General features: G+C 67.6%; 31 protein-coding genes and 1 tRNA gene. 17 read left to right on the forward strand and 15 right to left on the reverse strand.

Annotated elements, in window-relative coordinates; all coding sequences use genetic code 11:
• Positions 1-44: 44 nt before the first annotated feature.
• Complete coding sequence (locus ACZ522_RS08755; RefSeq protein ID WP_379692824.1) at positions 45-653, forward strand: translation initiation factor IF-2 subunit beta; 609 nt, start codon at positions 45-47, stop codon at positions 651-653.
• Between the two features lie 65 nt (positions 654-718).
• Here the strand turns inward: ACZ522_RS08755 and ACZ522_RS08760 are convergent, their stop codons facing one another.
• On the reverse strand, positions 719-1,111 hold the full coding sequence (locus ACZ522_RS08760) for a pyridoxamine 5'-phosphate oxidase family protein (RefSeq protein WP_379692822.1): 393 nt from the start codon (positions 1,109-1,111) through the stop codon (positions 719-721).
• Between the two features lie 153 nt (positions 1,112-1,264).
• Here ACZ522_RS08760 and ACZ522_RS08765 point away from each other — a divergent pair, with 153 nt between their 5' ends.
• Complete coding sequence (locus ACZ522_RS08765) at positions 1,265-2,170, forward strand: helix-hairpin-helix domain-containing protein (RefSeq protein WP_379692820.1); 906 nt, start codon at positions 1,265-1,267, stop codon at positions 2,168-2,170.
• A 3-nt stretch (positions 2,171-2,173) separates the two neighbouring features.
• Here the strand turns inward: ACZ522_RS08765 and ACZ522_RS08770 are convergent, their stop codons facing one another.
• Positions 2,174-3,199: an NAD-dependent epimerase/dehydratase family protein gene (locus tag ACZ522_RS08770; protein ID WP_379692818.1), complete on the reverse strand. Its 1,026-nt coding sequence runs from the start codon at positions 3,197-3,199 to the stop codon at positions 2,174-2,176.
• Positions 3,200-3,285: 86 nt separating this feature from the next.
• Entirely contained in the window at positions 3,286-4,077 is a 792-nt protein-coding gene (locus tag ACZ522_RS08775; RefSeq protein WP_379692816.1) for a ZIP family metal transporter, read from the reverse strand.
• Positions 4,078-4,209: 132 nt separating this feature from the next.
• Here ACZ522_RS08775 and ACZ522_RS08780 point away from each other — a divergent pair, with 132 nt between their 5' ends.
• Positions 4,210-4,647, forward strand: coding sequence for a universal stress protein (locus tag ACZ522_RS08780; protein ID WP_379692814.1), 438 nt, complete (start codon positions 4,210-4,212; stop codon positions 4,645-4,647).
• A 47-nt stretch (positions 4,648-4,694) separates the two neighbouring features.
• On the opposite strand, the gene msrB is transcribed toward ACZ522_RS08780, so the two are convergent.
• Genes msrB through ACZ522_RS08800 form a run of 4 tightly spaced genes read right to left on the reverse strand, consistent with a single transcriptional unit; the run spans position 4,695 to position 7,129 of the window.
• A complete protein-coding gene (msrB, locus tag ACZ522_RS08785) occupies positions 4,695-5,105 on the reverse strand; it encodes a peptide-methionine (R)-S-oxide reductase MsrB (RefSeq protein WP_379692812.1) in 411 nt (136 codons plus the stop codon).
• Positions 5,106-5,145: 40 nt separating this feature from the next.
• Positions 5,146-5,553 (reverse strand): hypothetical protein, encoded by a 408-nt coding sequence (locus ACZ522_RS08790; protein ID WP_379692810.1) that lies wholly within the window; start codon positions 5,551-5,553, stop codon positions 5,146-5,148.
• Between the two features lie 3 nt (positions 5,554-5,556).
• The gene (locus ACZ522_RS08795) at positions 5,557-6,261 is read right to left on the reverse strand and encodes an RAD55 family ATPase (protein ID WP_092532123.1); all 705 of its coding nucleotides are present in this window, start codon (positions 6,259-6,261) and stop codon (positions 5,557-5,559) included.
• A 58-nt stretch (positions 6,262-6,319) separates the two neighbouring features.
• Positions 6,320-7,129 (reverse strand): aldo/keto reductase, encoded by an 810-nt coding sequence (locus ACZ522_RS08800; protein WP_379692808.1) that lies wholly within the window; start codon positions 7,127-7,129, stop codon positions 6,320-6,322.
• A gap of 168 nt (positions 7,130-7,297) precedes the next feature.
• Here ACZ522_RS08800 and ACZ522_RS08805 point away from each other — a divergent pair, with 168 nt between their 5' ends.
• On the forward strand, positions 7,298-8,341 hold the full coding sequence (locus ACZ522_RS08805; RefSeq protein ID WP_379692806.1) for an NAD(P)/FAD-dependent oxidoreductase: 1,044 nt from the start codon (positions 7,298-7,300) through the stop codon (positions 8,339-8,341).
• Positions 8,342-8,356: 15 nt separating this feature from the next.
• Here ACZ522_RS08805 and ACZ522_RS08810 read toward each other — a convergent pair whose 3' ends face one another.
• Positions 8,357-10,117, reverse strand: a complete 1,761-nt coding sequence (locus tag ACZ522_RS08810; protein WP_379692804.1) for a Rieske (2Fe-2S) protein — start codon at positions 10,115-10,117, stop codon at positions 8,357-8,359.
• Positions 10,118-10,323: 206 nt separating this feature from the next.
• On the opposite strand from ACZ522_RS08810, the gene ACZ522_RS08815 reads away from it, so the two are divergent.
• Both ACZ522_RS08815 and ACZ522_RS08820 read left to right on the forward strand, forming a co-directional pair.
• Positions 10,324-11,100 (forward strand): CehA/McbA family metallohydrolase, encoded by a 777-nt coding sequence (locus ACZ522_RS08815; protein ID WP_379692802.1) that lies wholly within the window; start codon positions 10,324-10,326, stop codon positions 11,098-11,100.
• Between the two features lie 98 nt (positions 11,101-11,198).
• Positions 11,199-11,525, forward strand: a complete 327-nt coding sequence (locus tag ACZ522_RS08820; protein WP_379692800.1) for a hypothetical protein — start codon at positions 11,199-11,201, stop codon at positions 11,523-11,525.
• 10 nt (positions 11,526-11,535) lie between these two features.
• Here ACZ522_RS08820 and ahbB read toward each other — a convergent pair whose 3' ends face one another.
• Positions 11,536-12,588, reverse strand: a complete 1,053-nt coding sequence (ahbB, locus tag ACZ522_RS08825) for a siroheme decarboxylase subunit beta (RefSeq protein ID WP_379692798.1) — start codon at positions 12,586-12,588, stop codon at positions 11,536-11,538.
• Between the two features lie 139 nt (positions 12,589-12,727).
• Here ahbB and ACZ522_RS08830 point away from each other — a divergent pair, with 139 nt between their 5' ends.
• Positions 12,728-13,801: an anthranilate phosphoribosyltransferase gene (locus ACZ522_RS08830; protein WP_379692796.1), complete on the forward strand. Its 1,074-nt coding sequence runs from the start codon at positions 12,728-12,730 to the stop codon at positions 13,799-13,801.
• A gap of 102 nt (positions 13,802-13,903) precedes the next feature.
• Positions 13,904-14,881: an aldo/keto reductase gene (locus ACZ522_RS08835; RefSeq protein ID WP_379692794.1), complete on the forward strand. Its 978-nt coding sequence runs from the start codon at positions 13,904-13,906 to the stop codon at positions 14,879-14,881.
• A gap of 27 nt (positions 14,882-14,908) precedes the next feature.
• On the opposite strand, the gene ACZ522_RS08840 is transcribed toward ACZ522_RS08835, so the two are convergent.
• Entirely contained in the window at positions 14,909-15,886 is a 978-nt protein-coding gene (locus ACZ522_RS08840) for a succinylglutamate desuccinylase/aspartoacylase family protein (RefSeq protein WP_379692792.1), read from the reverse strand.
• 88 nt (positions 15,887-15,974) lie between these two features.
• Here ACZ522_RS08840 and ACZ522_RS08845 point away from each other — a divergent pair, with 88 nt between their 5' ends.
• From ACZ522_RS08845 to ACZ522_RS08855, 3 genes are all read left to right on the forward strand, one after another.
• The gene (locus ACZ522_RS08845) at positions 15,975-16,514 is read left to right on the forward strand and encodes a peptidylprolyl isomerase (RefSeq protein WP_379692790.1); all 540 of its coding nucleotides are present in this window, start codon (positions 15,975-15,977) and stop codon (positions 16,512-16,514) included.
• Between the two features lie 105 nt (positions 16,515-16,619).
• Positions 16,620-16,976 carry a ferredoxin gene (locus ACZ522_RS08850; protein WP_379692788.1) on the forward strand — a complete coding sequence of 119 codons (357 nt, stop codon included), beginning with the start codon at positions 16,620-16,622 and terminating at the stop codon, positions 16,974-16,976.
• Between the two features lie 67 nt (positions 16,977-17,043).
• Positions 17,044-17,128 (forward strand) — tRNA-Leu (locus ACZ522_RS08855).
• 222 nt (positions 17,129-17,350) lie between these two features.
• Here the strand turns inward: ACZ522_RS08855 and ACZ522_RS08860 are convergent.
• A complete protein-coding gene (locus tag ACZ522_RS08860) occupies positions 17,351-18,643 on the reverse strand; it encodes a carboxylate--amine ligase (protein WP_379692786.1) in 1,293 nt (430 codons plus the stop codon).
• A 245-nt stretch (positions 18,644-18,888) separates the two neighbouring features.
• Between ACZ522_RS08860 and ACZ522_RS08865 the strand changes: the two genes are divergently transcribed.
• From ACZ522_RS08865 to ACZ522_RS08875, 3 genes are all read left to right on the forward strand, one after another.
• Positions 18,889-19,656, forward strand: coding sequence for a tetratricopeptide repeat protein (locus ACZ522_RS08865; RefSeq protein WP_379692784.1), 768 nt, complete (start codon positions 18,889-18,891; stop codon positions 19,654-19,656).
• 67 nt (positions 19,657-19,723) lie between these two features.
• The gene (locus tag ACZ522_RS08870; protein WP_379692782.1) at positions 19,724-19,909 is read left to right on the forward strand and encodes a DUF8015 family protein; all 186 of its coding nucleotides are present in this window, start codon (positions 19,724-19,726) and stop codon (positions 19,907-19,909) included.
• A gap of 573 nt (positions 19,910-20,482) precedes the next feature.
• A complete protein-coding gene (locus tag ACZ522_RS08875; RefSeq protein ID WP_379692780.1) occupies positions 20,483-20,986 on the forward strand; it encodes a DUF5813 family protein in 504 nt (167 codons plus the stop codon).
• Positions 20,987-21,036: 50 nt separating this feature from the next.
• Here ACZ522_RS08875 and ACZ522_RS08880 read toward each other — a convergent pair whose 3' ends face one another.
• Together ACZ522_RS08880 and ACZ522_RS08885 are read right to left on the reverse strand one after the other, a co-directional pair.
• A complete protein-coding gene (locus ACZ522_RS08880; RefSeq protein WP_379692778.1) occupies positions 21,037-21,267 on the reverse strand; it encodes an Lrp/AsnC ligand binding domain-containing protein in 231 nt (76 codons plus the stop codon).
• A gap of 1 nt (position 21,268) precedes the next feature.
• On the reverse strand, positions 21,269-21,952 hold the full coding sequence (locus ACZ522_RS08885) for a potassium channel family protein (protein ID WP_379692776.1): 684 nt from the start codon (positions 21,950-21,952) through the stop codon (positions 21,269-21,271).
• An 86-nt stretch (positions 21,953-22,038) separates the two neighbouring features.
• Between ACZ522_RS08885 and ACZ522_RS08890 the strand changes: the two genes are divergently transcribed.
• Positions 22,039-22,272: an Lrp/AsnC ligand binding domain-containing protein gene (locus ACZ522_RS08890; RefSeq protein ID WP_379692774.1), complete on the forward strand. Its 234-nt coding sequence runs from the start codon at positions 22,039-22,041 to the stop codon at positions 22,270-22,272.
• A 9-nt stretch (positions 22,273-22,281) separates the two neighbouring features.
• On the opposite strand, the gene ACZ522_RS08895 is transcribed toward ACZ522_RS08890, so the two are convergent.
• A complete protein-coding gene (locus ACZ522_RS08895) occupies positions 22,282-23,328 on the reverse strand; it encodes a thiamine pyrophosphate-dependent dehydrogenase E1 component subunit alpha (RefSeq protein ID WP_379692772.1) in 1,047 nt (348 codons plus the stop codon).
• A 106-nt stretch (positions 23,329-23,434) separates the two neighbouring features.
• Between ACZ522_RS08895 and ACZ522_RS08900 the strand changes: the two genes are divergently transcribed.
• A complete protein-coding gene (locus ACZ522_RS08900; protein ID WP_379692770.1) occupies positions 23,435-23,755 on the forward strand; it encodes a hypothetical protein in 321 nt (106 codons plus the stop codon).
• A 4-nt stretch (positions 23,756-23,759) separates the two neighbouring features.
• On the opposite strand, the gene tmk is transcribed toward ACZ522_RS08900, so the two are convergent.
• The gene (gene tmk / locus ACZ522_RS08905; RefSeq protein WP_379692768.1) at positions 23,760-24,368 is read right to left on the reverse strand and encodes a dTMP kinase; all 609 of its coding nucleotides are present in this window, start codon (positions 24,366-24,368) and stop codon (positions 23,760-23,762) included.
• 165 nt (positions 24,369-24,533) lie between these two features.
• Here tmk and ACZ522_RS08910 point away from each other — a divergent pair, with 165 nt between their 5' ends.
• On the forward strand, positions 24,534-25,433 hold the full coding sequence (locus ACZ522_RS08910) for a complex I NDUFA9 subunit family protein (RefSeq protein WP_379692766.1): 900 nt from the start codon (positions 24,534-24,536) through the stop codon (positions 25,431-25,433).
• Positions 25,434-25,522 lie beyond the last annotated feature (89 nt).

The following is a 25,522-nucleotide window of genomic DNA, read 5'->3' on the forward strand; positions in this document are numbered from 1 at the left end:
GCGTACCACGGAAGCCCTATCAACGACGGGATGCTGAACTACGTATGGAATACGCTGATTCTCTCGACCGGGCTCTCGACGTTCTTCCGGACCGCTCGCAGGAACAATCTCGACTCACTATCCCGGATCCCGAGGGCGAAACCGACGGCGCGTTCACCCGCCTGACCAACCTCGGCTCCATCGCCGACGCCCTCTCTCGGAAGCCCGAACACGTCCACCGCTTCATCCAGCGAACGCTCGGGACGAACGGGCAACTCGACGAGAACCGCGCGCGGTACAGCGGGTCGTTCTCGGTGTCGGACTTCGACGAGGCCCTCGACAGCTACGTCGCCGAGTACGTCACCTGTTCGGAGTGCGGACTCCCCGACACCCGCCTCGTGACCGAGAACGGCGTCGACATGCTCCGCTGTGAGGCGTGCGGTGCGTTCCGCCCCGTCGAAAAGCGCTCCTCGCAGTCGAAACAGCAGACGCAGGAGGCCGTCGAGGAGGGTCGCACCTACGAGGTGAAGATCACCGGAACCGGCCGCAAGGGCGACGGCGTCGCCGAACGCGGCAAGTACACGATATTCGTCCCCGGCGCGCAGGAGGACCAGGTCGTCCGCGTCCTCATCGAGAACGTGAGCGGGACGCTCGCGTTCGCCCGACTCGTCTAAGCGCTCTCGACTCCTCTCGACGCTCTTCTCCGAGTGCCGTTTTCGTTTTCCGCTGCTCGCTTCGCTCAGTCGTACGTCTGCCACGACGCCGACCCCACGTCGATCCGGACGAGGACGTTCTCCTCCCACGCGTCGGGGTCCGCGCCGTACTTCTCGTTTATCTTCCGCGTCGCCGCCCGCGTCTCCGCCTCGTCCTCGACGACGGCGGCGGTGCCGAGGAGCGTCACCATCCACTGCGCGTGCCCGCCCTCGTCTTTCTGCACCGACAGCGCCACCTTCGGGTTCTCGCGGACGTTCCGCAGTTTCGTCCCGGTGGTGACGAGTTCCACGACGCCGTCCTCGTACCGGTACCAGAGCGGTGCGACGTGCGGGCGGCCCTCGTGGCAGGTGGCGAGGTGCGCCATGAGCGGTTCGCTCGTCAGCAGTTCCTCGGCTCTCGAATCGACGCCGCGGGACATGCGAGAGTCGTGACGCGCCGACGACAAAACGGTTCGGCGCGGACGGCCGACAGAACACGTCAGAAACCGGTACGGTCGCCCGAAACCGCCCGAACGCTTCTGTCGGTCGCGTCCGTACCTCCCCGTCCGCGGGACGCGTCCGCGAGTTCAACTATGTCATCGGAAACCGACGATTCGACGGACGGAGCACAGCGGTTGTCAGTCCACCTGGCGAACGGTCCGACCGTCGCCTGCGGGAACTTCAAAGCCATCGAGGAGGGGATCCTCCTGTTCGAGGACGAAGAACGGGAGCGAATCTCCGGGTTCGTCCCGTACGGCGAACTCCGGTTCGTCCTCCCGACGGACGGCGACATCCGCCCCGCCGCGACGGACGCCGCGGGAGGCGGCGAGGGCGGGACTGACGGGGGCGAAGAGGAGATGGAAGTCGAGACGGAGGTGGAGGTAGAGGCAGGAGACGGGGTGGAAGTCGAAGTCGAGGCGGAGACGGAACTCGAACGGGAGGGCGGAGACGAGATAGAAGCCGAGTCCGAGGTGGAAGTCGAGGCCGAACGCACCGACGGAGCGGAGTCGGAGGCCGAAAACGAGGAGGAGGAAGAGGAAACCGAGGCCGACGGTGCGGACGAACCCGCGACCGCGCAGTTCGACGACGACAGCGAAGACGAGGCCGACAACGTCGAGGTGCAGGGCGCGGAGGAGGCCGCCGAGGCGGAGGCGCACGAACCCGACCCCGCGACCGAGGCCACGGCGACCGGCGAGGAGTCGGAGACGACGTCGGAGGCGGCGGCCCCCTCGCAAGCGACGACCGAGAGCGAATCGGACACCTCCCGAAGCGCCGGCGACCCGACGGAGGTAGGCGGCATCGGCGAGGCGTACGGCGCGGACCTCAGAGACGCCGGTATCGACTCGCTCGCCGCACTCGCGGACGCGAACGCCGAGGACGTGGCGGACGCCGCCGACGTGAGTCCCGAACGGGCCGAACAGTGGGTGGCCGACGCCGCCGAGGCGACCGACGGAGACGTCGCAGAGGAGGAGTCCGACGGGACCGGCGCGGAGGCGTAAGCCTCAGTCGTCGGCGACCCGGTTCGCCGCGACGAACTCCTCGGTCGTCTCGCGCCACGCGGCGACGAGTTCGTCCTCGAACGGTTCGGTCTCCAGTGAATCGACGGCGTCCCTCTCGTCCAACCAGCCCACAGTCCGGCGGACGCCCGTCTCGAAATCGACGGTGTACTCGAACCCCAAGTCGCGTTTCGCCTTCTCGTTGTCGAAGACGGTGCTGTACCGGAAGTGGTCCCTGAGCATCCGCGTCCTCTCGGGCGCGACGGCGGTGAGAACGTCCGTCGGGACGTGGACCAACTCGGGTTCGGGCGCGTCGAGTGCCGACGCCACCCGGCGGTGGTACTGGTTCCACGTCATCGTCTCCTCGCTGGTGACGTTGTACGCCTCGCCATAGGCGTCCTCGTTGCCGACTGCGCCGACGAACGCCGCGGCCACGTCGTCGCGGTGACAGGGGCCCCACAGCGAGGTGCCGTCGCCGTGGACGACGACGGGCACACCCTCGCGGATTCTGTCGATGTAGTACGACCCGGTGCCGAACGTGTGGACGAGGGTTCCGCCCTCGCCGTAGGTGTTCCACGGGCGGACGACGGTCACGTCGAACGCTTCGCCGTGATTCTCGAAGAAGACGTCCTCGGCGGCCGTCTTTCCGGCGGCGTAGTCGCTGACGGACGGGCGGCGGGGCGCGTCCTCGGTCACCGGGTTCCGCGGCGGCGGGCGGTGGTAGACGTCGATAGTGCTGCAGAAGACGTACTGGTCGATTCGGCCGCGGAAGGCGCGGACGGCGCTCTCGGCCTCCGCCTCGGTGAAACACACCATGTCGATGACGCAGTCCGGTGCGGGGTCGAGTTCGCGCATCTGCGCTTCGAAGCGGTCGAAGTCGGTCCGGTCGCCCCGGAGCGTCGAGACGGCGTCGGGAATCGCGGCGTCGGTTTCGCCGCGGTTGTAGACGGCGACGTCGTGGCCCGCATCGACCAACTGTCGGGTGATGCCGGTACTGATGAGACCGGTTCCGCCGACGACGAGAACGTGCATGGCTTCGACGCGTCCGCCGGGCGTAAAAACCTCGGCGTCCGGCGTGTCGGTCGCGGACCGGACCGCGGGCGGGCATCAGGCGGGCCTCAGGCGAGCGTCACGTCGAGGTAGAGCATCACGGCGACGCCGACCATCATCCCCGCGGTGGCGACGTGTTCGTGCCCGCGCGCGTGCGTCTCGGGGACTATCTCGTGGCTGATGACGAACAGCATCCCGCCGGCGGCGAAGCCCATCGCGTAGGGGACTATCGGGGCGACGAACGCCGCCGCGACGGCCCCGACGACGGCCAGCGGAATCTCGACGAGGCCGGCGCGCACCCCCGCGACGCCGGCGTAGAAGTACGACCCGAGGCCGGCGCTCCGGGCGGCCAGCGAGACGGCCAGTCCCTCGGGGACGTTCTGCGCGCCGATGGCGAGCATCAGGGCGACGGCGTTGCCGATGTCGCCGGACCCGAACCCGACGCCGACGGCGAGTCCCTCGGGCATGTTGTGGAGCGTGATGGCGACGATGAAGAGGACGACGGACGCCATCCTGCTATCTCCGGGGTCGACCCGACGGCCGGTGACGACCTGTTGGACGTTCGGAGCCCAGTCGTCGGCCCTGTCGAGGAGGACGACGCCGAGTGCGAACCCGACGAACACCGGGAACGGTCCGCCGAGTTCGATGCCCGGAAGCAGGAGGCTCGTGAAACTTGCCGAGAGCATGACGCCCGCGGCGAACCCCAGCGCGGCGTCTAACGCCCGTTCGCTCGGGTTCGGGTAGACGACGATGGCGAGTGCGCCCGCCGTGTTACAGAGCGCGATGAAGACGCCCCCCGCCAGTCCGAGCAACAACGGGTCCGTCCCGACGAGGGAGACGAAGGTGTCGGCGACGTTCATCTTCCTTCGAGCGTCGTCCCGGCGGTACGTGTACCTTCCGCCGCGTCGGAGTTCGTTTCCGCCGACCGTTCTCTCCGCGCGGGAACGGAGGGGAGGATATAGGCGTGCCGGGTGCAAACGCCCGAGAGAGGTATGTTCCAGCGAATCCTGTTGCCCACGGACGGAACCGACTCGATGCAGACGGTCGTCGAAATCGCCGCCGACGTCGCCGAACGTCGGGACGCGGAGGTACACGTCCTCTACGTCGTCGACGACCGGGCCTTCCTGACGCTCCAAGAGGAGATGCAGGAGGACGTCATCGCCGAACTCGAGGGCGAGGCCGAAACCGCGACCGACCGTGCGGCAACCAGCCTCTCGGAGGCGGGCGTCGCCGTGACCGAAGCCGTCAGGAAGGGCGACCCCGCCGACGAGATTCTCGCGTACGCCGACGAGATAGACGCCGACCTGATAGCGATGGGGACGCGCCGCGGCGACTACACGAAGAACCTCATCGGGAGCGTCTCGCAGAAAGTCGTCGCCGGGTCGAGCGTCCCCGTCCTGACGGCGAACCTCAACGGCGACGGGGAGTGACCGGATAGCGGCGTCCGTCGGTTCTCGGCGTCGGCGTCGCCGCCGCCTCAGTTCTCGTCGCTCTCGAAGTCGATGGCGACGGAGTTGATGCAGTAGCGCTTGCCCGTCGGGTCGGGGCCGTCGTCGAAGACGTGTCCGAGGTGGCCGCCGCAGTTCTTACAGAGCACTTCGATGCGGCGCATCCCGTGGCGGGTGTCCGTCTCCGTCTCGACGTTGTCGTCGTTCGCGGCGAAGAACGCCGGCCACCCGCACTCGGAGTCGTACTTCGTCTCGGAGTCGAACAGTTCCGCTCCGCACCCCGCACAGTGGTACGTCCCCTCCTCGGAGCGGTCCAGATGCTCGCCGCTGAATCGGGGTTCGGTGCCTCGCTCCCGCAGAATCTCGTACTCCTCGTCGGTCAGTCGTTCGCGCCACTCGTCCTCGGAGTTCGGCATGTCTTCCGCCGCGCGTTCGCTCATACCTCTCGTACGCGCCGCGGACGGAAAACGGCTTTCCGCGCTACTCGTCGCGCCGGAGCAACGACGGGATGCGCAGCATCTCCAGTTCGTCGACGTCGAGTTCCAGCATCGACGCCCGGGAGACGGCCTTCGGCAGACCCGCCGGCGTCCGGTCCACGTCGAGCGTCGGCGGCGCTTTCGGCGACCCGTCCTCGTCGATGAGGGCGTCCCACAGGTCGGAGTCGGCGTCGAAGTCGCCGCGGACGTCTTGGACCTGCCTGCGGCCCTCGTTGTAGGCGAGGTCCAGCACGCTCCGCTGGTACGCCGTGCTCGTGAGGCGTCGGATGCGCGTCCGTTCCTCGGGGAACTCGTGGCCGAGTTCGCTGGCGATACCGAGGGCGTACATCCGCCGAAGCGCGTCCTCGGCTTCGAGCGTCCGCCAGTCGGTATCGAATACCTTGTCGTACATGGCCTACAGGTCCACGCGCTTCGCCGGGTCTACCACCAACCCGTCGTCGGAGAACTCCAGCGAGCGAATGTCGCAGTCGATGTCCGTCCCGCGCATCTTCACGACCTGTATCCCGCGCGTCATCCCCGTCGCTTCGAGGTAGTTGTGGAAGAAGATGACGCCGTGCGCGAGGTAGTGCTCGTCGGAGTACGAACTCGGGTCGGTCATCTCGGAGATGAGGAGCGTCGTCGCCTCGCCCTGCTTCAACGCGGTGAGAAAGCGCGTCATCTCCTCGTCGCCGCCAGCGAAGAACAGGCGGAGCAGCATCGTCGAGTCCACGACGAGGCGGTCCACCTGCCGCGAGTTGACGAACGCGACGATCTTGTCCGTGAGACTCTGCACGCTGGACGGGTTGTTCCCCTGCGAGAACTGGTTCAGCAGGTGCTTGCCCTTCTGGCTCACGAGGTTGATGAATCGGAACTGCTCGGACGACGTGAGGGTCTCGAAGCCGAAGTCGTACCCCGACATGTCGTTCACGAGTTCCTCTTTCGTCTCGTGCATCGTGATATACATGCAGTTCTCGCCGTTACGAAGTCCCTCCGCGATGAACTGCGCCGTGAACGTGGTCTTGCCACTTCCCGGCGGACCTGACAACACGTAGAGTCGTTGGGGGAGGAACCCACCTTCGATGAGATGGTCGAACCCGCTAACCCCACTCGGAATCCGCATAGGGGTACTCTCCGAAGACTGGGTTATAACAATTCCGGGGTTGGCGAGACTGAATGTCTCACTCGGGGAACAGTTCCACCTCGCGTTCGACGGCGTCGATTCGCGCCACGTCCTCCTCGTCGAGGGTCAGAGACGTCACCGCGTCGCGGTTCGCGCGGAGGTGTTCCGCCGAACTCGACTTCGGGATGACCGAGAAGCCTTTCGCGCGCAACCACGCGAGACTGACCGCCTGCGGCGTCGTCTCGTGTTTCTCGGCCACCGCGACGACTTCCTCCACTCGGGTCACCGCCCCGCCCGCCATCGGCGAGTACGCCACTGGGACCGCGCCGTGTTCACGCGCGTCCGCGAGGAGTTCCGGTCGGGTGAAGAGCGGGTGGTACTCCGTCTGGTGGGCCGCTATCGGCGAATCGAGGTGGTCGCGCGCCGTCGCCAACTCCTCCGGTTCGAAGTTGCTCACGCCGACGTGGCGAATCAGGCCCTCGTCGCGGAGGCGGTCGAACGCCGCGAGGGTGTCCGCGGGGTCGTACGCGTCGATGGGGCGGTGGACGTACAACAGGTCGAGGTACTCCACGCCGAGTCGGTCCATACTCTCGCGCGCGCTCGATAGCACGTCGTCGTACGCGAGGTTGTCCGCCCACACCTTCGTGGCGAGGAACACCTCCTCTCGGGGAACGGCGGCCGCCGCTATCGCGTCGCCGACGACGGACTCGTTGTCGTAAATCTGCGCGGTGTCGACGTGGCGGTAGCCCATCTCCAACGCCGTCGTCACCGCTTCGGCCTCCGACGGCGTGCCGAGACCCATCGTCCCGAGTCCGAGTGCGGGCACGTCCGCCTCCCCGAGCGTCGGTATCTCCGGTTCGTCGTCCATACGCACACGGGGGACCGTAGGGATTTGAGGTTCGGGGGTCCGTCCCCGAACCGTAATGCGGGGTGCGCCCCTACGCCCGCCCATGCGACGCCCGAATAAATCGAGCCACTGCGGGGCGACTGGCCGTGATAGCGACCGAACCGCGCCGCGAGACGGCGGGAGCGAGGCGTGACGGGGCGAGTCGGCGTCGTCGGCGCCGGGGCGGCGGGCGTCGGGGCCGCGTACGCCATCGCGGAGGCGGGCGCCGACGCCGAGGTGACGATACTGGAGAAAGGCGGCGGCGTCGGCGGGCGCGCCGCGACGCGGCGGCGACGCGGGTGCCGATACGACCACGGCGCGAACTACGTGAAGAACGCCGACGAGCGGACGGCCTCTCTGATTCCCGAACTGGGCGCGGAGGGCCTCGTGAACGTCGAGGAACCGGTGTGGACGTTCGACGCCGCGGGCGAACTCTCCGAGGGGGACGCGGCGGAGAACGCCCCCGAGAAGTGGACGTGGACGGAGGGAATCGCGGAACTCGGCACGCGCCTCCTCGACCGAACCGACGCCGACGTGCGGACGCGAACGCGGGTCGAAACCGTCGCGCGCGAGGACGACGGGTGGACCCTCTCGTGCGTCGACGGCGAGACGTTCGGGCCGTTCGACGCCATCCTCCTGACGCCGCCCGCGCCGCAGACGGCCGCCCTCCTCGATATGACCCACTGGGACGACGACCGGTTGGACGACGTGAGACGGAAGGTCAGTGCAGTCCCGTACCGGACCGTCAAAACCGTCGTCCTCCACTACCCGTTCCGCGAGGAGTACCCGTGGTACGGCCTCGTGAACGCGGACAAGGAACACGAGATAGGCTGGCTCTCCCGCGAGGAGTGCAAGGACGGCCACGTCCCCGAGGGCGAGAGCCTGTTCGTCGCGCAGATGAGCCCCGAGTGGTCCGCCGAACGATACGCCGAACCGGTAGAGGAGGTAGCGCCCGCCGCGGCCGGACACGTGGCCGAACTCCTCGGCGACGACCGGTACCGCGCGCCCGACTGGACCGACGACCAAGGGTGGCGACTGGCGCTTCCCGACGAGGGCGTAGACGAGGACGTGATTCGCTCGGCGGAGGACGCCGGCCTCTACTTCGCCGGCGACTGGGTGGCCGGCGAGGGGCGCGTCCACCGCGCCCTCTGGAACGGGTACGACGCGGGCGAGCGAATCGCCGAGAGCATCTGAGACGCGTCCCCGCGGTCACTCCGCCTCGTGTATTCGCTCGCCGCGGTGGAGGCGCGCGGCGATGGTGAACGTCTGCTCCCGTTCGCGCCGCGTCGGGAAGTGAGCGGCGAGGTACCGCGCGACGGCGACGAACAGCGTCCGAATCTCCTCCGGGTCGTCCCGCACGTCTATCTGCGAGAACCCGGCTTCGAGGGCCTGAAACGTGTGGAACCCGGCGTCTTCGCGGAGGAGCCCCCGCCCGAGTCGTTCGCGGAGTCGCGCCGGGTCGCCGCCGCGGTCTAAGAAGTGCGCGGCGTGCCGCCCCGCGGCGTCCACCCGCCCCTCCGCGTCGAACGCGGCGAGGAGTCCGTCGAGGTGCGTCTCGGCGTCTCCCTCGCCGTCGGCGTCTCCGCCGGGCCGGTCCGGCACCGGCGCGGGCGGCGTGTTCAGGAAGCGGTCGAGGTAGACGTTCGTCGCCGCGTCGAACACGCCGCGGTAGAGTTCCGTCGCCCCCGTCCGCCGCGCCAACCGGTGGACAGCGTTGGCGTAGGTGAACGTGTGGTGGACGGTGTTCCAATCAGAGAACTCGTTGACGGTGCCGAACCGGGCGACGTGCGTCCCGGCGGCGTAGGCGACTTCGCCCGCGAGTTCCTCCACCGTCGCGCCCTCGGCTATCGCCGACGTGAGCGCCGAGAACACCGTCTCGGGGTCGTCCGCGAGGAGCGTCTCGGTGAACCCCTCGGGGGCGGTCCACGACTTCGACTCGCCCGCCGCGACGAGTTCGTCCAACCCGTCGAACGTCCCCTCCAGCATCGACGCGAGGTCCACGGGTTGCCGCCACGAGGACCGTTCCTCGGCGCGGGCCGCCGTCGCCAACCCCCGAACCAGAGTCGGGAGGACCGCCTCCGCGCGGTCCCGCCCGACCGTATCGAGGGCTTCGAACGCCTTGTTGACGAAATCGAGCGTGTGACCGGCGTTCAGGTAGCGGTGGTCGGTCGCCGCCGCGGCCAGCATCTCGGCCACCCGCGCGTCCGAGCAGTCGTTCGCTATCGCCGTCCGGAGGACGCGTTCCGCGCCGTCGGCGTCGCGCACCTCGACGTTCTCGCGGAACCACGACTTCAACCGGTCGTACGGCACGTCGCGCGCGCCGAACGCCTCCTGGTCGAACCGCGGCGGTTCGTCCGCGCAGTCGTTCGCCACCTCCGCGAGACCCTGATACAGCGCGCGCGTTCGGTCCTCCTCGCGGAGGTGCGGGAGGACGTTCGCCATCGCGGTCAGGACGGTCAGTCCCGGCCCCCACCCCGCCTCTCTGTACCGCGCGCCGAACCGGACGCCCGTCTCGACCACCTCCGCGGACGGGACGCCCGCGTCCGCGAGGCCGAGTACCGACTTGGCGACGACGAGTCGGAGGTTCCGTTCGAGGCCGTCCTCCAAGCGCGCCGCCCACCGCTCCGCGGGCGGTTCGTCGCGTTCGGGGTCCGGGTTCACGTACACGTCGCCGTCGCGCACCTCGACCGGGTACGTCCGCACGTCGTCCGCCCACGGGTCGAAGGTGTCGCCGCAGGAGAGTTCGAAGCGGGCGTGGTGCCAGTGGCAGGTGAGGACGCCGTCTTCGACGCTGCCGTCGGTCAGCGGAAAGCCCATGTGCGGACACCGGTTGTCGGTCGCGAACACCTCGTCCTCGTGGTAGAAGACGGCGAGCGGCGTCCCCCGTCCGGTGACGAGCGTTCGACCCTCCTCCTTCAGTTCGTCGAGGGCGCACGCGCGCACGAAGTCGCCCTGCGGTTCGGATGCCATGCGATGAGTAACCGTGCCACGCACCGTAAGCGTTCGCTGAAGCGAGTATACGTAGCGTCGGTGACACGTCTCGGCGCGCTGCGGAGGTTACCCGGAGACGGGCTTCGAGAGGGAGTGAGGGACGGTCTCGATACGTAACGGCGGCGTGCGGTGGGCTGACACCCGTCTGCCGATAGCTTTTATTCGAGGAGAGCGAACAGTCTGTCGTGCCTGCCCTCACCGTTCGAATCGACCCACACGTCCACTCGGATGCGTCGTACGACGGCTCGGACCCCGTGGAGTTGATTCTCGAGCAGGCGGCCGAAATCGGCCTCGACGCCGTCGTCATCACGGACCACGACGTCATCCACGAGTCGATTCGGGCCGCGGAACTCGCCCCCATGTACGGACTCGTCGGCATCCCCGGGGTGGAAGTCTCGACGGCCGACGGGCACCTCCTCGCCCTCGGCGTCGAGTCGATGCCGCCGCGCCGCGAACCCCTCGGCGACACCGTCGAGTGGATTCGCGACCGCGGCGGCGTCGCCATCGTCCCGCACCCGTTCCAGCGGAGTCGCCACGGCGTCCGCAAGAGCCAACTGACCGACGCCGACGCCATCGAGGTGTACAACTCGTGGCTGTTCACCGGGTGGAAGAACCGCCGCGCGCGCCGGTTCGCCCGCGATTACGGCTACCCCGGCGTCGCCGGCAGCGACGCGCACAAGGTCGGATACGTCGGCCGCGCCTACACCGAGATAGACGTGCCCGACGTGACCCGCGCGACGCTCACCGCCAAGGACGTCCTCGACGCCATCTACCACGGGACGACGCGCGTCGAGGGGCGGCGGACCCCGATTCCGACGAGCACTCGCCACTACGGCGGCGCGGCGTTTCGGAAGAGCGGCTACTACGCGAAGTTAGGCGCGATCAAGAGCGGGTCGCTGGCGAAGACGGGCGCCGTGCAGGCCGCGCGAACGCTCGCCCGCGTCGGCCCGTTCTCCAGATGACGGCGCGCGGCGGCGAGTAGCACCACTCCGATCCGACGGTCGCCGACGCGGACGCCTCTGCCGAACGATATACGGGCGTCTACCGTGCACGTTCTCTCGTGTCTCTAGGAATCGGCCACTTCGCGGTCGGCGCGGCGGGAGCCCTCGCCCTGCTTCTGGTCACAGGCCTCCACCGGAGGACCCACCAAGACGGGGCCATCGCCATCGTGAGCGGACTCTGGGCGATCGTCCCCGACGTCGGACAGGTGATTCCCGGCGTCACCAGCACCGACGGAACGCCGCTTGCCAACCTCTTTTGGTTCCACTACTTCCTCGATTCTCACCCGTTTACCGATAGCGCGGCGGGGAGCGCGGTGTTCGTCAGCGCTCTCGTCTGTGCGGTGGCGTTGCTGGTTCTGATAGAGGGGAACAGAGAGGGAACGTAGCGGCGTTCGGCTATCCGTCTCGCTCCGCCGAACTCACCAACTCCTCGTACTGCGCGCCGGTCTGTTTCAGCGTCTCCGTCGAGTAGAGGCGTTCGTGGTCGAACGGCAGGTGGTCGGCGGCGAGTTCGTCTATCTTCTCGTCCACCGCGTCCGCCTCGCGGCCGTGAATCATCGTAAAGAGGTTGTAGTCCCAGTCGAGGTCCTCCCGGCGCGGCCGGTGGTAACAGAGCGTCACGTACGGAAGCCGACCGGCGGCCTCGCCGCGAGCGTCGAGTTCGTCGTCCGGCACGTCCCAGACGACCATGCAGTTCGAGTCGAAGCCGGTGACGACGTGGTTGACGACGCAGCCGATTCGCTTGATGCACCCGTCGTCGAGGAGGCGGGAGATGGCCGAAACGACGTCGTCCACGTCCGCGCCCACGGCCTCGGCCACGTCCGCGTACGGCGTCGGCGAGAGCGGAAAGCCGTCCTGAATCTCGACGAGGAGGTCGGCTTCGAGCGTCGAGAGGTCGCCGGTCGCCTCCTCGGAGATGCGCGTCGCGGAGACGTCCGTCGCTTCGAGGCTCTCGCGGGCGAAGCGGTCCCGGTTCACGACGGGAAACTCCAAGTCGATGTAGTAGTCCGTGAGCATCGGCAGGTTCAGTACCGTACAGCCGGTTCGCTCCTCGATTTCCGCGAGAATCTCGTCGCGGCGGTCCCGCGAGGCGGCGGTGACGACGAACCACATGTTCCACTCGTGGTCCCGGCGGTAGTTGTGGTTCACCTGCCGGTAGCCGTTTACCACCTCGGCCACCTCCGCGAACCGCGACTCGGGCGCGCTGACGGCCGCGAGCGTCGAACTCCCGATGACCGGCGGGTTCAGCACCGCGCCGAACCGCCGGAACACCTTCCGCTCTCGCAGTCGCCGCACCCGTTCGACCACCTCGGACTCCGGGACGCCCAGTTCCTCCCCCACCGTCCGGAACGGCCGCGGTTCTATCGGGAATCCGCTCTGGTACTCGTCGATGAGGGCGGCATCGACGTCGTCCAGTCTCGCGCGCCAATCGCCCTCCAGTGCGCTCATTGCGTAGACGTAGGAGCGAGCGAACGTACAGGTTTCGGGTTACGACGGCGCGATCTGACGGCCCCCGCGCGAGTAGTTCGACCGGCGGATTCCGACCCTCGAACGGACTACTTTTGTCGGGGCAGACCAACGTTCAAACATGGCTCAAGCGTCCGAGACGGACGAGTTCGGGGAGTGGCCGCTGAAGCGTCTCATGACCGAAGTGGTCGGCTCCGGGACCAAGTCCGCGGAGGACATGACGCGCGAACAGGCGCAGGACGCGATTCGGCGCATCTTCGCGGGCGAACCTGACCCGACCACCCTCGGAGCCTTCTGGCTCGCGAACCGCTGGAAGCACAACAACGCCGAGGAACTCGCGGCGTACGCCGACGTGATGTGCGAGCACGTCGAGTACGCGGAACCCGACGCCGACCCGGTCGACTGCGGCGCGAACTACGACGGCAAGGGGAAGACGGCGATTCTCGGCGCGGCCGCGGGCATCGTCGCCGCCGCCGCGGGCACGCCCGTCGTCGTCCACTCCGGCGACCGGGTGCCGACGCAGAAGCGGGACGCCTACAAGCACGTCCTCGACGAACTCGGCGTCCGGACAGAACTGGAACCCGAGGAGAGCGCCGACATGGTGGACGAGACCGGATTCGGCTTCTACTACCAACCCGCGTTCAACCCCGTCGTGGACGACCTGTGGGACCGCCGCGACCGGATGGGCGTCCGCACGTTCTTCAACACCATTGAGACCATCGCGAACCCCGCCGACGCCGACGTCCACCTCGGGTCATTCTACCACCTCACGTTCGCGAAGAAGATGGTAGACACCTTCGAGCGGTCCGAACACCACGACCTGCGCCGCGTCCTCATGTTCCAAGGCATGGAGGGGTACGACGACATCCGGCCGGGGTACACGAAGGTGGCCGAGTGGACCGACGGCGAGTTCGACGACTTCGAGATAGAGACGGCCGAGTACGGCATGGACTTCGAGTACGACGACTTAGGCGTGAGCGAGGACGACGTGGCGGGCGACTCCGCCGAAATCACGGAAGCTGTCCTCGCCGGCGAACGCGACGACCGCTTCGCCGACGCCGTCGCCCTCAACGCCGCTCTGCGCATCTACGCTCGCGAGGACGCCGACAGCATCGACGAGGGTCTGGAGGTGGCCCGCGACGCCATCGAGAGTGGCGACGCCGAGGCGGTCCTCGAAGACCTGCGCGCGTTCTGAGCGACGCCCCGGAAACCCTCTCTCTTTCGTCGCAGTTTCGAATTCGGACCTGTCGCCTCCCCGCCGAAGCAGTCAACCGCCTGCGGAGCGAGTTCGTCGGGGATGGAGTACACGAACCTCGGGAACACGGGACTAGAAGTGTCTCGGCTGTGCATGGGCTGTCTGAACTTCGGAACCGAACAGCCGTGGATGCTCCACGACCGAGAGGAGGCACAGGAGGTCCTCGACAGGGCGTTGGAACTCGGAATCAACTTCTTCGACACGGCGAACGCCTACTCGGGCGGCGAGAGCGAGGAGATTCTCGGCGCGGCCGTCGCCGAACGCGACAGGGAGGAACTCGTCCTCGCGACGAAGGTGTACTTCCCGATGCGCGAGGGGCCGAACGGAGGCGGCCTCTCCCGGAAGCACGTCCTCGACCAAGCGCACGCGAGTTTAGAGCGCCTCGACACCGACTACATCGACCTCTACCAGATCCACCGCTGGGACGAGAACGTCCCCATCGAGGAGACGCTCTCGGCGTTGGACCGCCTCGTCGAGGAGGGGGTCGTCCGCTACGTCGGCGCGAGTACGATGCCCGCGTGGAAGCTGATGAAAGCGCTGCACGAGGCCGACGTGAACAACTACGAGCGGTTCGTCTCGATGCAGTGCGAGTACAACCTCGTGGACCGCCACGAGGAGGCGAACGTCCTCCCCCTCTGTGCGGACCAGAACCTCGGCGTGATTCCGTGGTCGCCCCTCGCCGGCGGGTTCCTCACGGGGAAGTACGAACGCGGGGAGGACCCCGACGAGGGCCGGGCTGCGACGGACGAGTACACGGAGAACCGGTTCACCGACGAGAACTGGGCGGTGCTCGACGTGGTCGAGGAACTCGCCGAGGAGAAGGACGCGACGGCGGCGCAGGTGTCTCTGGCGTGGTTACTGCGCAAGGAACTCGTGGACGCGCCCATCGTCGGTCCGCGGACGGTCGAACACCTCGAAGACGACGTCGGCGCACTCGACGTGGACCTCACCGACGAGGAGATGGAGCGGTTAGAGGAGCCGATAACGCCCGTCTGGAACCGGGACATCGGCGACGTGTGAGGGCCTCCTCGGAGACGGGCGGCGGCGTCACTCCACGCCGTCGCGTAGCGGAAGCGCGATACCGACGAGCGTCTCGCCCGCGGTGACCGTCGCCTCGCGCGCGACGGAGTAGACGAACCCCGCGCGGTCGGCCGTCACCTCCTGTAGCACCTCGTACGTGGTCGGGTCGTAGACGCGCCCGAGGTGGTCGCCCGCCTCCACCGTCTCGCCGAGGACGGTGTCGGGGCCGGGGTGGAACAGCCCCGAATCCGAGGCGGTGGCGCGCCCGAGGTGGTTCCGCGCCGTCCGCAGGTCCGCGGGCATCTCCGGGTCGCCCGAGAGCATGTCGAGTTCCTTGAGGACGTTCGTCACCCCGCGGACGCCGGTTTCGATGGCGGGTTCGACGAGTTGCTTGCTGTGGGCCAACTCGGGCGTGATGGAGGGGATGCCCTCGCGGGTGGCCGCGACGCGGAGTTTGCCGCCGAAGTTCCGCTCTGACCACTCCGCGTCCGCCTCGTCGCCGGCGGCCTCCGCCAGTAGCAGGTCGGTGCCGAACGCCGCGGCGAGCCGTCGGGACTCGTCGCTGCCCTTCAGGTAGACGGTGTGGGTGAGCATCTCGGGACTGCCGGTGTGTAAATCGACTATCGCGTCGGCCTCGCCGGCGTACTCCCAGAGGGCCGCCGCCATCCGTTCGTGGAGCGACCCGTCGGCGTCGCCCGGCCAGACGCGGTTCATGTTGGAGTTGACCGAGTCGAGTTCCTCCGGCGTCGTGTAGGAGACGCGGTCGAACGTGAGGGGGTCGGCCACGGGAACCGCCACGAGCGTCCCCGAAACCGCGTCGTGGTCGAGTCGTTCGTGGAGGCGGCGGAGGACTTCCGTCCCGTTCACCTCGCGGCCGTGTTGGGCGGCCTGCACGTACAGCGTCGGGCCGTCGGCGTCGGCGGCGCCGCCGTACGTGTGGACGGTCGTCTGCACCGGAACGCCGGAGGGCAAGCGCGCGAGGGTGAGCGTCTCGGCCGTGTGCATACCCGCACCTCGGACGGGCGCGCCTTGTATCATGCGGGGGTCGCCCCTCGAAGGCACCGTTTTTGTACCCGACGACCCACCATCCCCTATGGTAGACGAATCCGCGATGGACGACCCCGAGAATCCGGTTGCGACGCTCCAGACGAACCGCGGCGACATCGTCGTCGAACTGTTCGAGCAACGCACCCCGCGGACCGTCGAGAACTTCGTCGGCCTCGCGACGGGCGAGAAGGAGTGGAGCGACCCGGAGACGGGCGAAACGCGGACGGACTCGCTGTACGACGGCACCGTCTTCCACCGCATCATCGAGGGCTTCATGATTCAGGGCGGCGACCCCGAGGGGACTGGCCGCGGCGGCCCGGGCTACACCTTCGACGACGAGTTCCACGACGAACTCAACCACGACGAGGCGGGCAAACTGTCGATGGCGAACCGCGGTCCGAACACGAACGGGTCGCAGTTCTTCATCACCCTCGACGCCCAACCCCACCTCGACGGCAAGCACGCCGTCTTCGGGCAGGTCATCGAGGGGATGGACGTCGTCGAGGAGATCGGTAGCCTCCCGACGGACCGCAACGACAAGCCGATGAAGGACGTCGTCCTCGAATCCGTCGAGATCGAGGAGTAGAACTCGTAAGCTCAACGGAGGCGGGACCGGAATCGCCTCGCTCGCGATTCTTTTTCGTGACCGCAATCGACAGCGCAAAGGCCGGCGGCGCACTAGCTCGGCGTAATGAGTGAGTCCGACGGGTCCGGGGATGGACCGCTTCGCCCGAGCGATATCGGCGACGACGAGAACGCGCCACCGATAGAGGAGAAGCCCTACAAGATCATCTTCGAGGCGAACAAGTGCTTCGCGGCCGGGCGGTGCGCGGAAGTCGCCGACAACTGGGAGATGGACCTCGCGACGAACCTGGCGAAGCCGAAGTCGTACTTCATCGGCGAGGACGAACTGGAGGAGAACGTCCGGGCGGCGGAGGTGTGCCCCGCGAAGAAGGACCGCGGCGTCATCCACGTCGTGGACCGCCGGACGGACGAGGAGATAGCGCCCGACCCGCACGGGGACGGGACGCTCAGCGTGGACTGGTAGTTCTCGGGTGCGTCCGCCGCCGACGAAGCGAAACCATCTTTGGTCAGTCCCCGGAAGTGGTGGGTGCGCGGGGGTGGCTGAGCCAGGCCAAAAGCGGCGGACTTAAGATCCGCTCCCGTAGGGGTCCATGGGTTCGAATCCCATCCCCCGCACTTCTCGTCGCCGAACGACAGTGAGGCGTCGGTATCGTACCGATGGCGTTCGACTCGGAAGCGGAGCGAGCGGTAGTGAGCGGAGAGACCGTGGTTCCCGTGAGCGACGCGAACGGGAACTCGTGAGACGCAAAGCGTCTCACGGTGGTTCGAATCCCGTCCCCCGCGCTCGTTTCTCCGAACTGCGACCGCCGAGGGGCCCGAACGCCACCGACGTGCGCCTCACCGCCAGAGAGATAGCTTGTGACCGGTCGAAGGGGCGTCCACGACCTCTTCTTCCGGTTTCCACGGCGCGGACCGCCTCCACTCGTCGGCGCTCTCGATCAAGTTTCGAACGTCCCGTACGAACGGCATGGGGTCGTCCGCGCTGAGGTAGTCGAACCGAGGGTGTCGGACGAGCGAGGACGCGACGTCGACGACGGCGTCCGCGAATCGGGGTCGTTCGACGAGGTTGTACTCCTCGAAGAGGACGCTGTGGAGGTAGAGCAACTCCCCGCGGAGGAGGTGTCCGCCCATCCCCGCGGTGTAGGTCGCTTCGGACGCGGCCTCCGCGAAGCGCGGGCGGTCGGTCGCTTGTAACCAGTAGAGATACGGGAAGTCGACGCCGGCTTGGACGGTGAACGGGAGCGACGACCAGAACCGGGGGTTCACCTCCATGAGTTTGAACTCGCCGGTCCGTTCGTCGCGGAGGAACTCCACCATCGCGACGCCGTGCCAGTCGAGTCGGTTCAACAGACTCCGCCCGGCCGCTTCGAGTTCCGGAATTCGGACCGACTCCCTGTACGCGCTCGGCCCGCCGGCGTACTTCCACCCCCGTCGTTGGCGGTGTTGGAACGTCGCCATCGGCTCGCCGCGGTCGTAGATGGCGAAGAAGCCGTACTCGTCGGACTGCGGGACGTACTCCTGAACGAGGGGGACGTGACCCATCTCGGCGCGTATCTCCGAGCGATTCGGTTCCTCACCGGGCGCGAGATACACCGTCGAGGCGTCCGACACGCCGCTTCGGGAGCCGTCGACGTACTCGGGTGCCAGAACGGTGTACCGCGACTTGACGATGGTCTCGCGGTCCCAGTCCGACCACTCGTCGAGCGTCGCCGTCTCGGGGGAGCCGACGCCGGCCGCCTCCGCCTCCGCGAACAGTTTCACCCGGTCTTGGACCTTCCGTAGCGTCTCCATCGTCGGCCACGGCGTCCCGACGTACTCTCCGAGCGTATCGCGGTTCTGCGCGAGTACGTACACGTCGGCTTCCCTGAACGGGACGACGGTCCGAACGTCGGGCCGTTCGGCGAGGGCCACCAGCGCGTCTCCGTACGAGTCGAGGCTCTCTCCCGGGTCGGGAACGCTCGCGCGCCCCTCGCAGTACTTCGAGCTGAATCCCGGCGGCGTCGCCTTCTCCGACACCGCGAGCGTTCGAACCCCGCGGCGCCCGAGGGACCGAAGGCAGGCGGCGCTGCTGGCGACGTTTATGGCGGGAACGACTGCGACCCCTCCCCCATCGGCCATTTGCTTGTTCATTGTTGACATTTTCAGTCCAACGACGCCTAATTATATCGGTGCTTACGCCACGTAGGCTGTCAATTAATGGGATAGATCACACGAATCGGGACATGAGAAGGCGCACTCCGGGACGTCCGAAGCGGCGGTGAGTTCGAGCGTCCGCATCGCGGACGACGGAGACGAACGCGCCGCGCGGCGGTCCGCACGTCGATAACGCACCGCTCCTCCGACGACGTTATCCCCGTCTCGCGCCAGTATAGGGGATGAAGACCGCGAGCCGGTCGCACCGGTACTCCGACGGACAGGGCTTCGACGACCCCTACGAGGGATTCGACCTCGGACCCGACGGGCCGGTGGTGGACGTAGACCCCGTGGACGACTACGCGCTCGCGGAACTCGTCGAGGAGGCGTCGCTCGTAGCCGAGGACGTGGACGTGGCGGCCTTGGTGGACGTGGGTCTCGACTACCTCGCCGTCGAGCAGTACGAACAGGCCATCGACGCGTTCGGCCGGGCGGCGTTCTACGCCGAGGAGGGGAGTCGAGAGGCCCGAACGGCGTGGGTGAACAAGGGCGTCGCACTCGCCCTCCTCGGGGAGTACGACGAAGCGGCCGGCGCGCACCGCGAGGCACTCCGCATCGGCGACGGGACGCCGGCGGACGGTCGGGCGTCGTCGACGTCACCGGACGACGATATCTCGGCGACGGCGCACGCGAATCTCGCGTACGCCCTGTGGGAACTCGGCGAGAGCACGCGTCCGTTGGAGCACGCCGAACGCGCCGTGACGCTCGACCCCCGCCTCGCGGAGGCGTGGTACGACAGGGGGTACTTCCTCAATGAGAGCGGTCGGCACGAGGAGGCGCTGACCTGCCTCGACAACGCGCTGACGCTCGGTCTGCGCGACTCGTGGGTCCACGACGAACGCGCGCGCGCACTCGACGCCCTCGGCGAGTACGAGGCGGCGGCCGAGGCGGAAAACCGGGTGACGGGCGGCCGCATCCGCCGGGGGGACGCCGCCCGTCTCACCGAGTGAGAACCGTCTTCGACGCGCGTGCGAGCCCCAACTTATTCGGGGCTGGCTAATTAGATGTAATTACACGATGTCCGTACGACCGCTCGTGGGGCCGACCCGGTACGATTACCAGCTCGGCGTAATGGGGATGAGTCTCGTCTGCGGCGGCGCGGTCGGCGCTCTCTCCTCGATTCCGCTGTACGTCGCGGGCAGTCTCGGCGCGCTCTTGGCGGCGGTCGTTCTCGTCGTCGGGACGGTCACCGAGTTCGCGTGACGTTCTCTCCCCTGCTAGCGACGAGAAAAGTGGACGTTCTTCCGCGTTTCGTCCGGAAGAAGACGACGGCGAATCGACGTTCGGACCGTCTATCGCCGGCGTCGGCGGACTCGGCGCAGAGCGACGACTGAAGGTCGGAGAGCCTCCTCGGAGATTCTCCCCGGCGGACGGACTGTCTCTCCTATTCGTACGAAAGCCGTTGGACGGTGACAGGTCGTCGCGGACGGACGGAGATGCCGCTACGCGTCGAACGAACTCGGCGTCGTAACGGACGGGTGCGTCGCTCCGAACGCGGCGTGGCGACTGGCGGTGTAGCAGAATGGGAAAAGGTAGCGGCCAGCCGGGAGCAGCCCGGCGAGCCGCTGCCGCCCTGAATTGGTCCCCGCTGACGCTTCGGCCCTCCAAAGCGAAGCGTCACTCGGTGAGATGGCCGGGAGGAACTTAAAAGTGCCGCACCTGCCGCGATACGTTCGCCGCCGCTGATGTATCCAACGAGATACGTCGCCCGAGTGAGGATTCCGCGCGGGCGTCGGACGCGAGGGGCTTTTGCCCCGCCGTCCCCTCCGTGGGACCATGAGCGACGTATCCGGACGCGTCCGACGGGCGTTCGATGACCACAACTCCTTCGAGCAGGTAGGCGACGAGACGTTCGAATCGACCGCGACTGCGTTCGACGGTCGGGTTCGCGTCTCCGAGGACGGCGCGGAGGTGACGTTCGACGTGGAGGTTCGCGTCCCCATGCTGGACGCCGTCGTCGAGGGCGACGTGGCCGACGTGGTCGAAGACGGGTGGTACGAGACGTTCGCGCTTCGAGCGGAGGACATCGGCGGCGTGACGAAAGTCGAACGCGACCTGTCGGTGGACGTGCGCCGGGAGGGCGAGGAGGCGGTGGTCGAAACCTCGTTCGCCGACGTGAACGAACGCCGCGGCGCGGACGACGCCGGCGCGGTCATCGACTACGTCGAGGGGACGTACGTGCAGGGCGTCATCCCCGGATACGAGTACACCGACCCGGTGTCGAGCCTCATCGACCGGGCGAGCGAGGCGGCGGGCGGAGACGGCGGAACGCCGCTCTGAACGGCGAGAAATTAGGGTTTCGGTGACGGAGCGGACGGCGACGGGGGGAGTCAGTCCATCGCCATGTACGTCTGCGTGTCTTCGATGCCGTTTATCTCGTGGATGCCCGCGGCGATCTCTTTCACCTCGCCGGGGGAGCCCACCTCCGTTTTGACGACGAAGTCCACGTCGCCGGCGACGATACTGACGCTCCGGACGCCCTCGTCGAGCGATAGCATCTCCTCGCGGAGGCGGTCTACGTCCCCGGTTGACGCCTTCACCATGACGTAGGAGGTGACCATCTCAGGCACCCCCCGTGGACGCGGACAGTTTCTCGCCGACGACGAGTTGCCGGACTTCGTCCAACACGGAGAAGTCCGCGAGCACCGCGATTCTGTCCCCCTCCTCCAGCGAGTGGTCCGGCATGGGCAGTCCCATCGGTTCGTCCGCCTTCCCGAACGCGAGGATGCGCGCGTTCGCCGGGAGGGCCACCTCGTCTATGGTGTACCCCTGCATCGGCGACTCCTCGGAGACGGTCATGAGGACGACCTGAAGGTGTTGTGCGATGTCGGCGATGGCGCGAACGGACCCCCCGAGGAGGGCGTTCTTCGCGCCGATCGCGCCGAGGCGTTCGGGGTAGACCACCTCGTCCACTTCGTTGGCGTACTTCTGGTACACCTCCTCGCGGTAGTCCTCGTCCACGCGGAGGACCGTCCGGAGGCCGTGGTGTTTGGCGATGGAACAGGCGGCGAAGTTCACGTTCAAATCGCCCGTGAGTGCGCCGAGCGCGTCGGACTTATCGATACCCGCCGCTTCGAGCGTCTCCTCGCGGGCGCCGTCTCCCTCCACCACCTCGAATCCGGCGTCGCGGGCCCGGTCGATTCGGTCCCGGTCCCGTTCGACGAGGGCCACCTCGTGTCCCTCCCCTTTGAGAACCCGGGCCGTTCGAAGACCGACACGTCCGGCACCGATGATAACGAACCGCATATGAGAGACGTACGCCGCGTGAGATGAATAACCTTGCCCCGGCGAGCGGCACAAACGCTTTGAGCCGATGCGTGCATGTGTCTGTCATGGTACACGCCTTCATCATGGTGAAAACCGCCGCGGGCGAGTCGGAACGGCTGCTCGACCCCATCCGAAAGCTCTCGACAGTCACGGAGGCGCACATCGTCGCGGGCGACTACGACATCATCGCGGAAGTCGAGTCCGAGGAGGTGTACGAGGTACTGAAGACCGCCTCCAGCGGCGTTCAGGGGTTGGAGGGCGTGACGGACACGAAGACGTACATCTCGATGGATGACTGACGGGGGCGGTCAGCGGTCGAGTTCGTTCGGGTCGTGCCGCGAGAGGTGGTCCCGCATCGCCGCCTTCTGCCGTTCGACGCCCGGCGGGAGCGACCCGTACGCGTGGTCGAACACGTCGTCGGGGTCCGCCGGCGGGACGGACTCGGCCTCCTCGACCGCGGCTTTCAGCTCCGCCTCCGTCTCCTCGCGGACCGTCTCGACGAAGTCGTCGTCTATCACGCCCTCCCCGCGGAGGAACTCCTCGTACCGTTCGAGGGGGTCGCGCGTCCGCCACTCCGGTAAGTCGGGCTCCTCGCCGCGGTAGACGCTCGGGTCGTCCGCCGTCGTGTGCGGCCCCCGCCGGTATGTGAGACTCTCCACGAGGACCGGGTCGCCGCCCCGCGCCGAGGCGAGGGCGTCGGTGACCGTCTCGCGGACCGCCAACGGGTCGTTGCCGTCCACCTGCACGCCCTCGAAGCCGTACGCCTCCGCTTTGACGGCGATGGAGTCGCTCGCAGTCTGTCGGTCCCGGCGCATCGAGATGGCCCAGTCGTTGTTCTCGCAGAAGAAGACGACCGGCGCGTCGAAGACGCCCGCGAAGTTCAGCCCCTCGTGGAAGTCGCCTTCGCTCGTCGCGCCGTCGCCGAAGCAGACGAGGACCGCGTACTCCTCCTCGCGGTAGTTCGCGGCCATCCCCGCGCCCGTCGCCAGCGGTATCTGCGTGGCGATGGGCACCGCCTGCGGGAAGACGGGGACGTCGTGGTCCGAGTGGTACTCCGCGCGGCCGCGGCGGAACAGGAGTACGTCGCTCATTGGGACGCCGCGGGCCAGTTGGAGGGCGTTCGAACGGTAGGTTGGGAATAGCCAGTCGTCCTCCCGAAGCGCGTGGGCCGCGCCCACCTGCGACGCCTCCTGCCCGCGGAACGGCGGGTACCCGCTCATCCACCCGCGTCGCTGGAGGGCGAGGGCGCGGTCGTCGAACCGACGCGCCCGGACCATATCGCGGAAGGCGGCGCGGGCGTCCACCTCGGTGAGCCACGTCTCTTCGAGGGAGCGCTCTCCGACGAGTCGGTGCATGCCCGAGTTCTCGCCGCGACTCCTGATAAAGTTCCGCGATCGTCCGCGAGAGCGGGGACACCTCGAAACCCGAGGGTGTAAAGTTCGGCGGCGACGTACTCGGCGTATGGTCTCGGTCGTCAACCTCGTGCTGTTCGGGGCGGTCCTCGTCGGTCACACGCTCCTGGCGGCGGTGTTAACCCGGTTCTTCCGCATCCGGCTGAAGACGCAGTGGGGGTACGTCGTCTACTCGCTGCTTCTCATCCCCGTCGTCCTCATCGTCTCGACGCTCGTGTTCTTCGGCGTCCTCCCCATCGGTGCCGGGTTGAACCTCGACGTCCCGGTGTTGCTCGGGGCGTCCGTCGGCATGCCGCTGGCTCTCGGGTTCGCCATCGACACCCTGTACGTGCCGCCGCCGGAGGAGTACGACCTGCCGGAGACGCAGTAGTCGGTTACGCTTCGTCGCGCCGTTCGCGTTCCCGCAGGAGTCGTTCGACGCTCCGTTCGACCATCTCGACGACGTCCTCCGGCGGTTCCGTCGCGTCGATGCGGACGAAGCGCTCGGGGGTGGCCTCGATGAGTTCCTCGTAGTTGTCCCGCACGTCGGCGAGGTACTCCGCTCGCTCGAACTTGTTCGTCGCCCCCGCGCGGGCGGCAGCCGTCTCGGGGTCCACGTCGAGGTAGATGGTCGCGTCCGGCGGGCGGGAGAACGCCGCGTGGATGCCCTGCACGTATTCGAGCGGTCGCGTCAGGTCCGTCTCCGAGAGCGTGGCCGCCTGATAGGCGAACCGCGAGTCGGAGTAGCGGTCCGAGACGACGAGCTTCCCCGCCTCCAACGCCGGGCGAATCACGCGCGAGAGGTGGTCGGCGTGGTCCGCAGTGAACAGGAACAACTCGGCCAACGGGTCGGCCCCCTCGTCGGACATCGACCGGTAGACGGCGTCGCCGTACCACGACTCCGTCGGTTCGCGGGTGAACACCGCGTCGGGATAGGCGTCATGTAGCGCCTCCCACGCGGTCGTCTTCCCGCTTCCGTCGAGTCCTTCGAGCGTGATGAGCATACTCCGACGTGGAACTCGGAGGGAGTAAAGCGTCGCGGGATTCGGACGGGCGGACGCCCGCCGCGCCGCCGACGGGTCGCCGGACGGCGGCGGGACGGCGGCAGAACGGCCGCGAAACCGGGGGACGGGAGTACATTTACCTGTCCAGAAGCCGACGTAGACGCCATGAACGTCCTCGTCGTGGGCGGAACCGGATTCATCGGGAGCCACCTCTGCCGCGAACTGATCGAACGCGGGCACGAAGTGACGGCCCTCTCGCGGAGTCCCGGCGGCGACGGCTTGCCGGAGGCGGTGAACAACGCGATGGGGAACGTGACCGCGTACGACTCCATCAAAGGCGCGTTCGAGGGGGTGGACGCCGTGTTCAACCTCGTCGCCCTCTCGCCGTTGTTCAAGCCGAAGGGGGGCAACGAGATGCACGACAAGGTCCACCGACACGGAACCGAGAACGTCGTCCGCGCCGCGGAGAACAACGACGTGGACCGGTACGTCCACCTGAGCGCGTTGGGCGCGGACCCCGACGGCCCGACGGCGTACATCCGCGCGAAGGGCCGGGCCGAGGAGATAGTCACCGACTCGGACCTCGCGTACACCATCTTCCGTCCGTCGGTGGTGTTCGGCGAGGGCGGCGAGTTCCTCTCCTTTACGAAACTGCTCGCGCCGCCGTACGTGAGTCCGCTTCCCGGCGGGGGGAAGACGCGGTTCCAACCGCTCTGGGTCGGCGACTTCGCGCCGATGCTCGCGGACGCGGCCGAAGCGGAGGAACACGTCGGGCGAATCTACGAAGTCGCCGGTCCGGAGAAACTCACCCTCGCGGAGATAGCGAAACTCATCCACGAGTCCGAGGGTCGGTCGACGACCGTCGTCCCGGTTCCGATGCCGTTGGCGCGAATCGGCCTCGCCGTCGGCGGGGCGATTCCGGGGTTCCCGATGGGGGCCGACCAGTACCGCTCACTTCAGTTCGACAATACGACCGACGACAACGACGCGGGCGCGTTCGGCGTCGATAACGACGACCTAACGACGGTCCGCGCGTACCTCTCCCGTCGGAACGCTGACGACTGAGCGGGGGGTCGCTCCGGAGCCGAGCGGCCGAAAAGATTATAAACGAAGTGATCCTTCCACCTCGAAGGACTCCCATCCGTCGGTGTAAC

This window comes from Halopelagius fulvigenes (assembly GCF_055398025.1).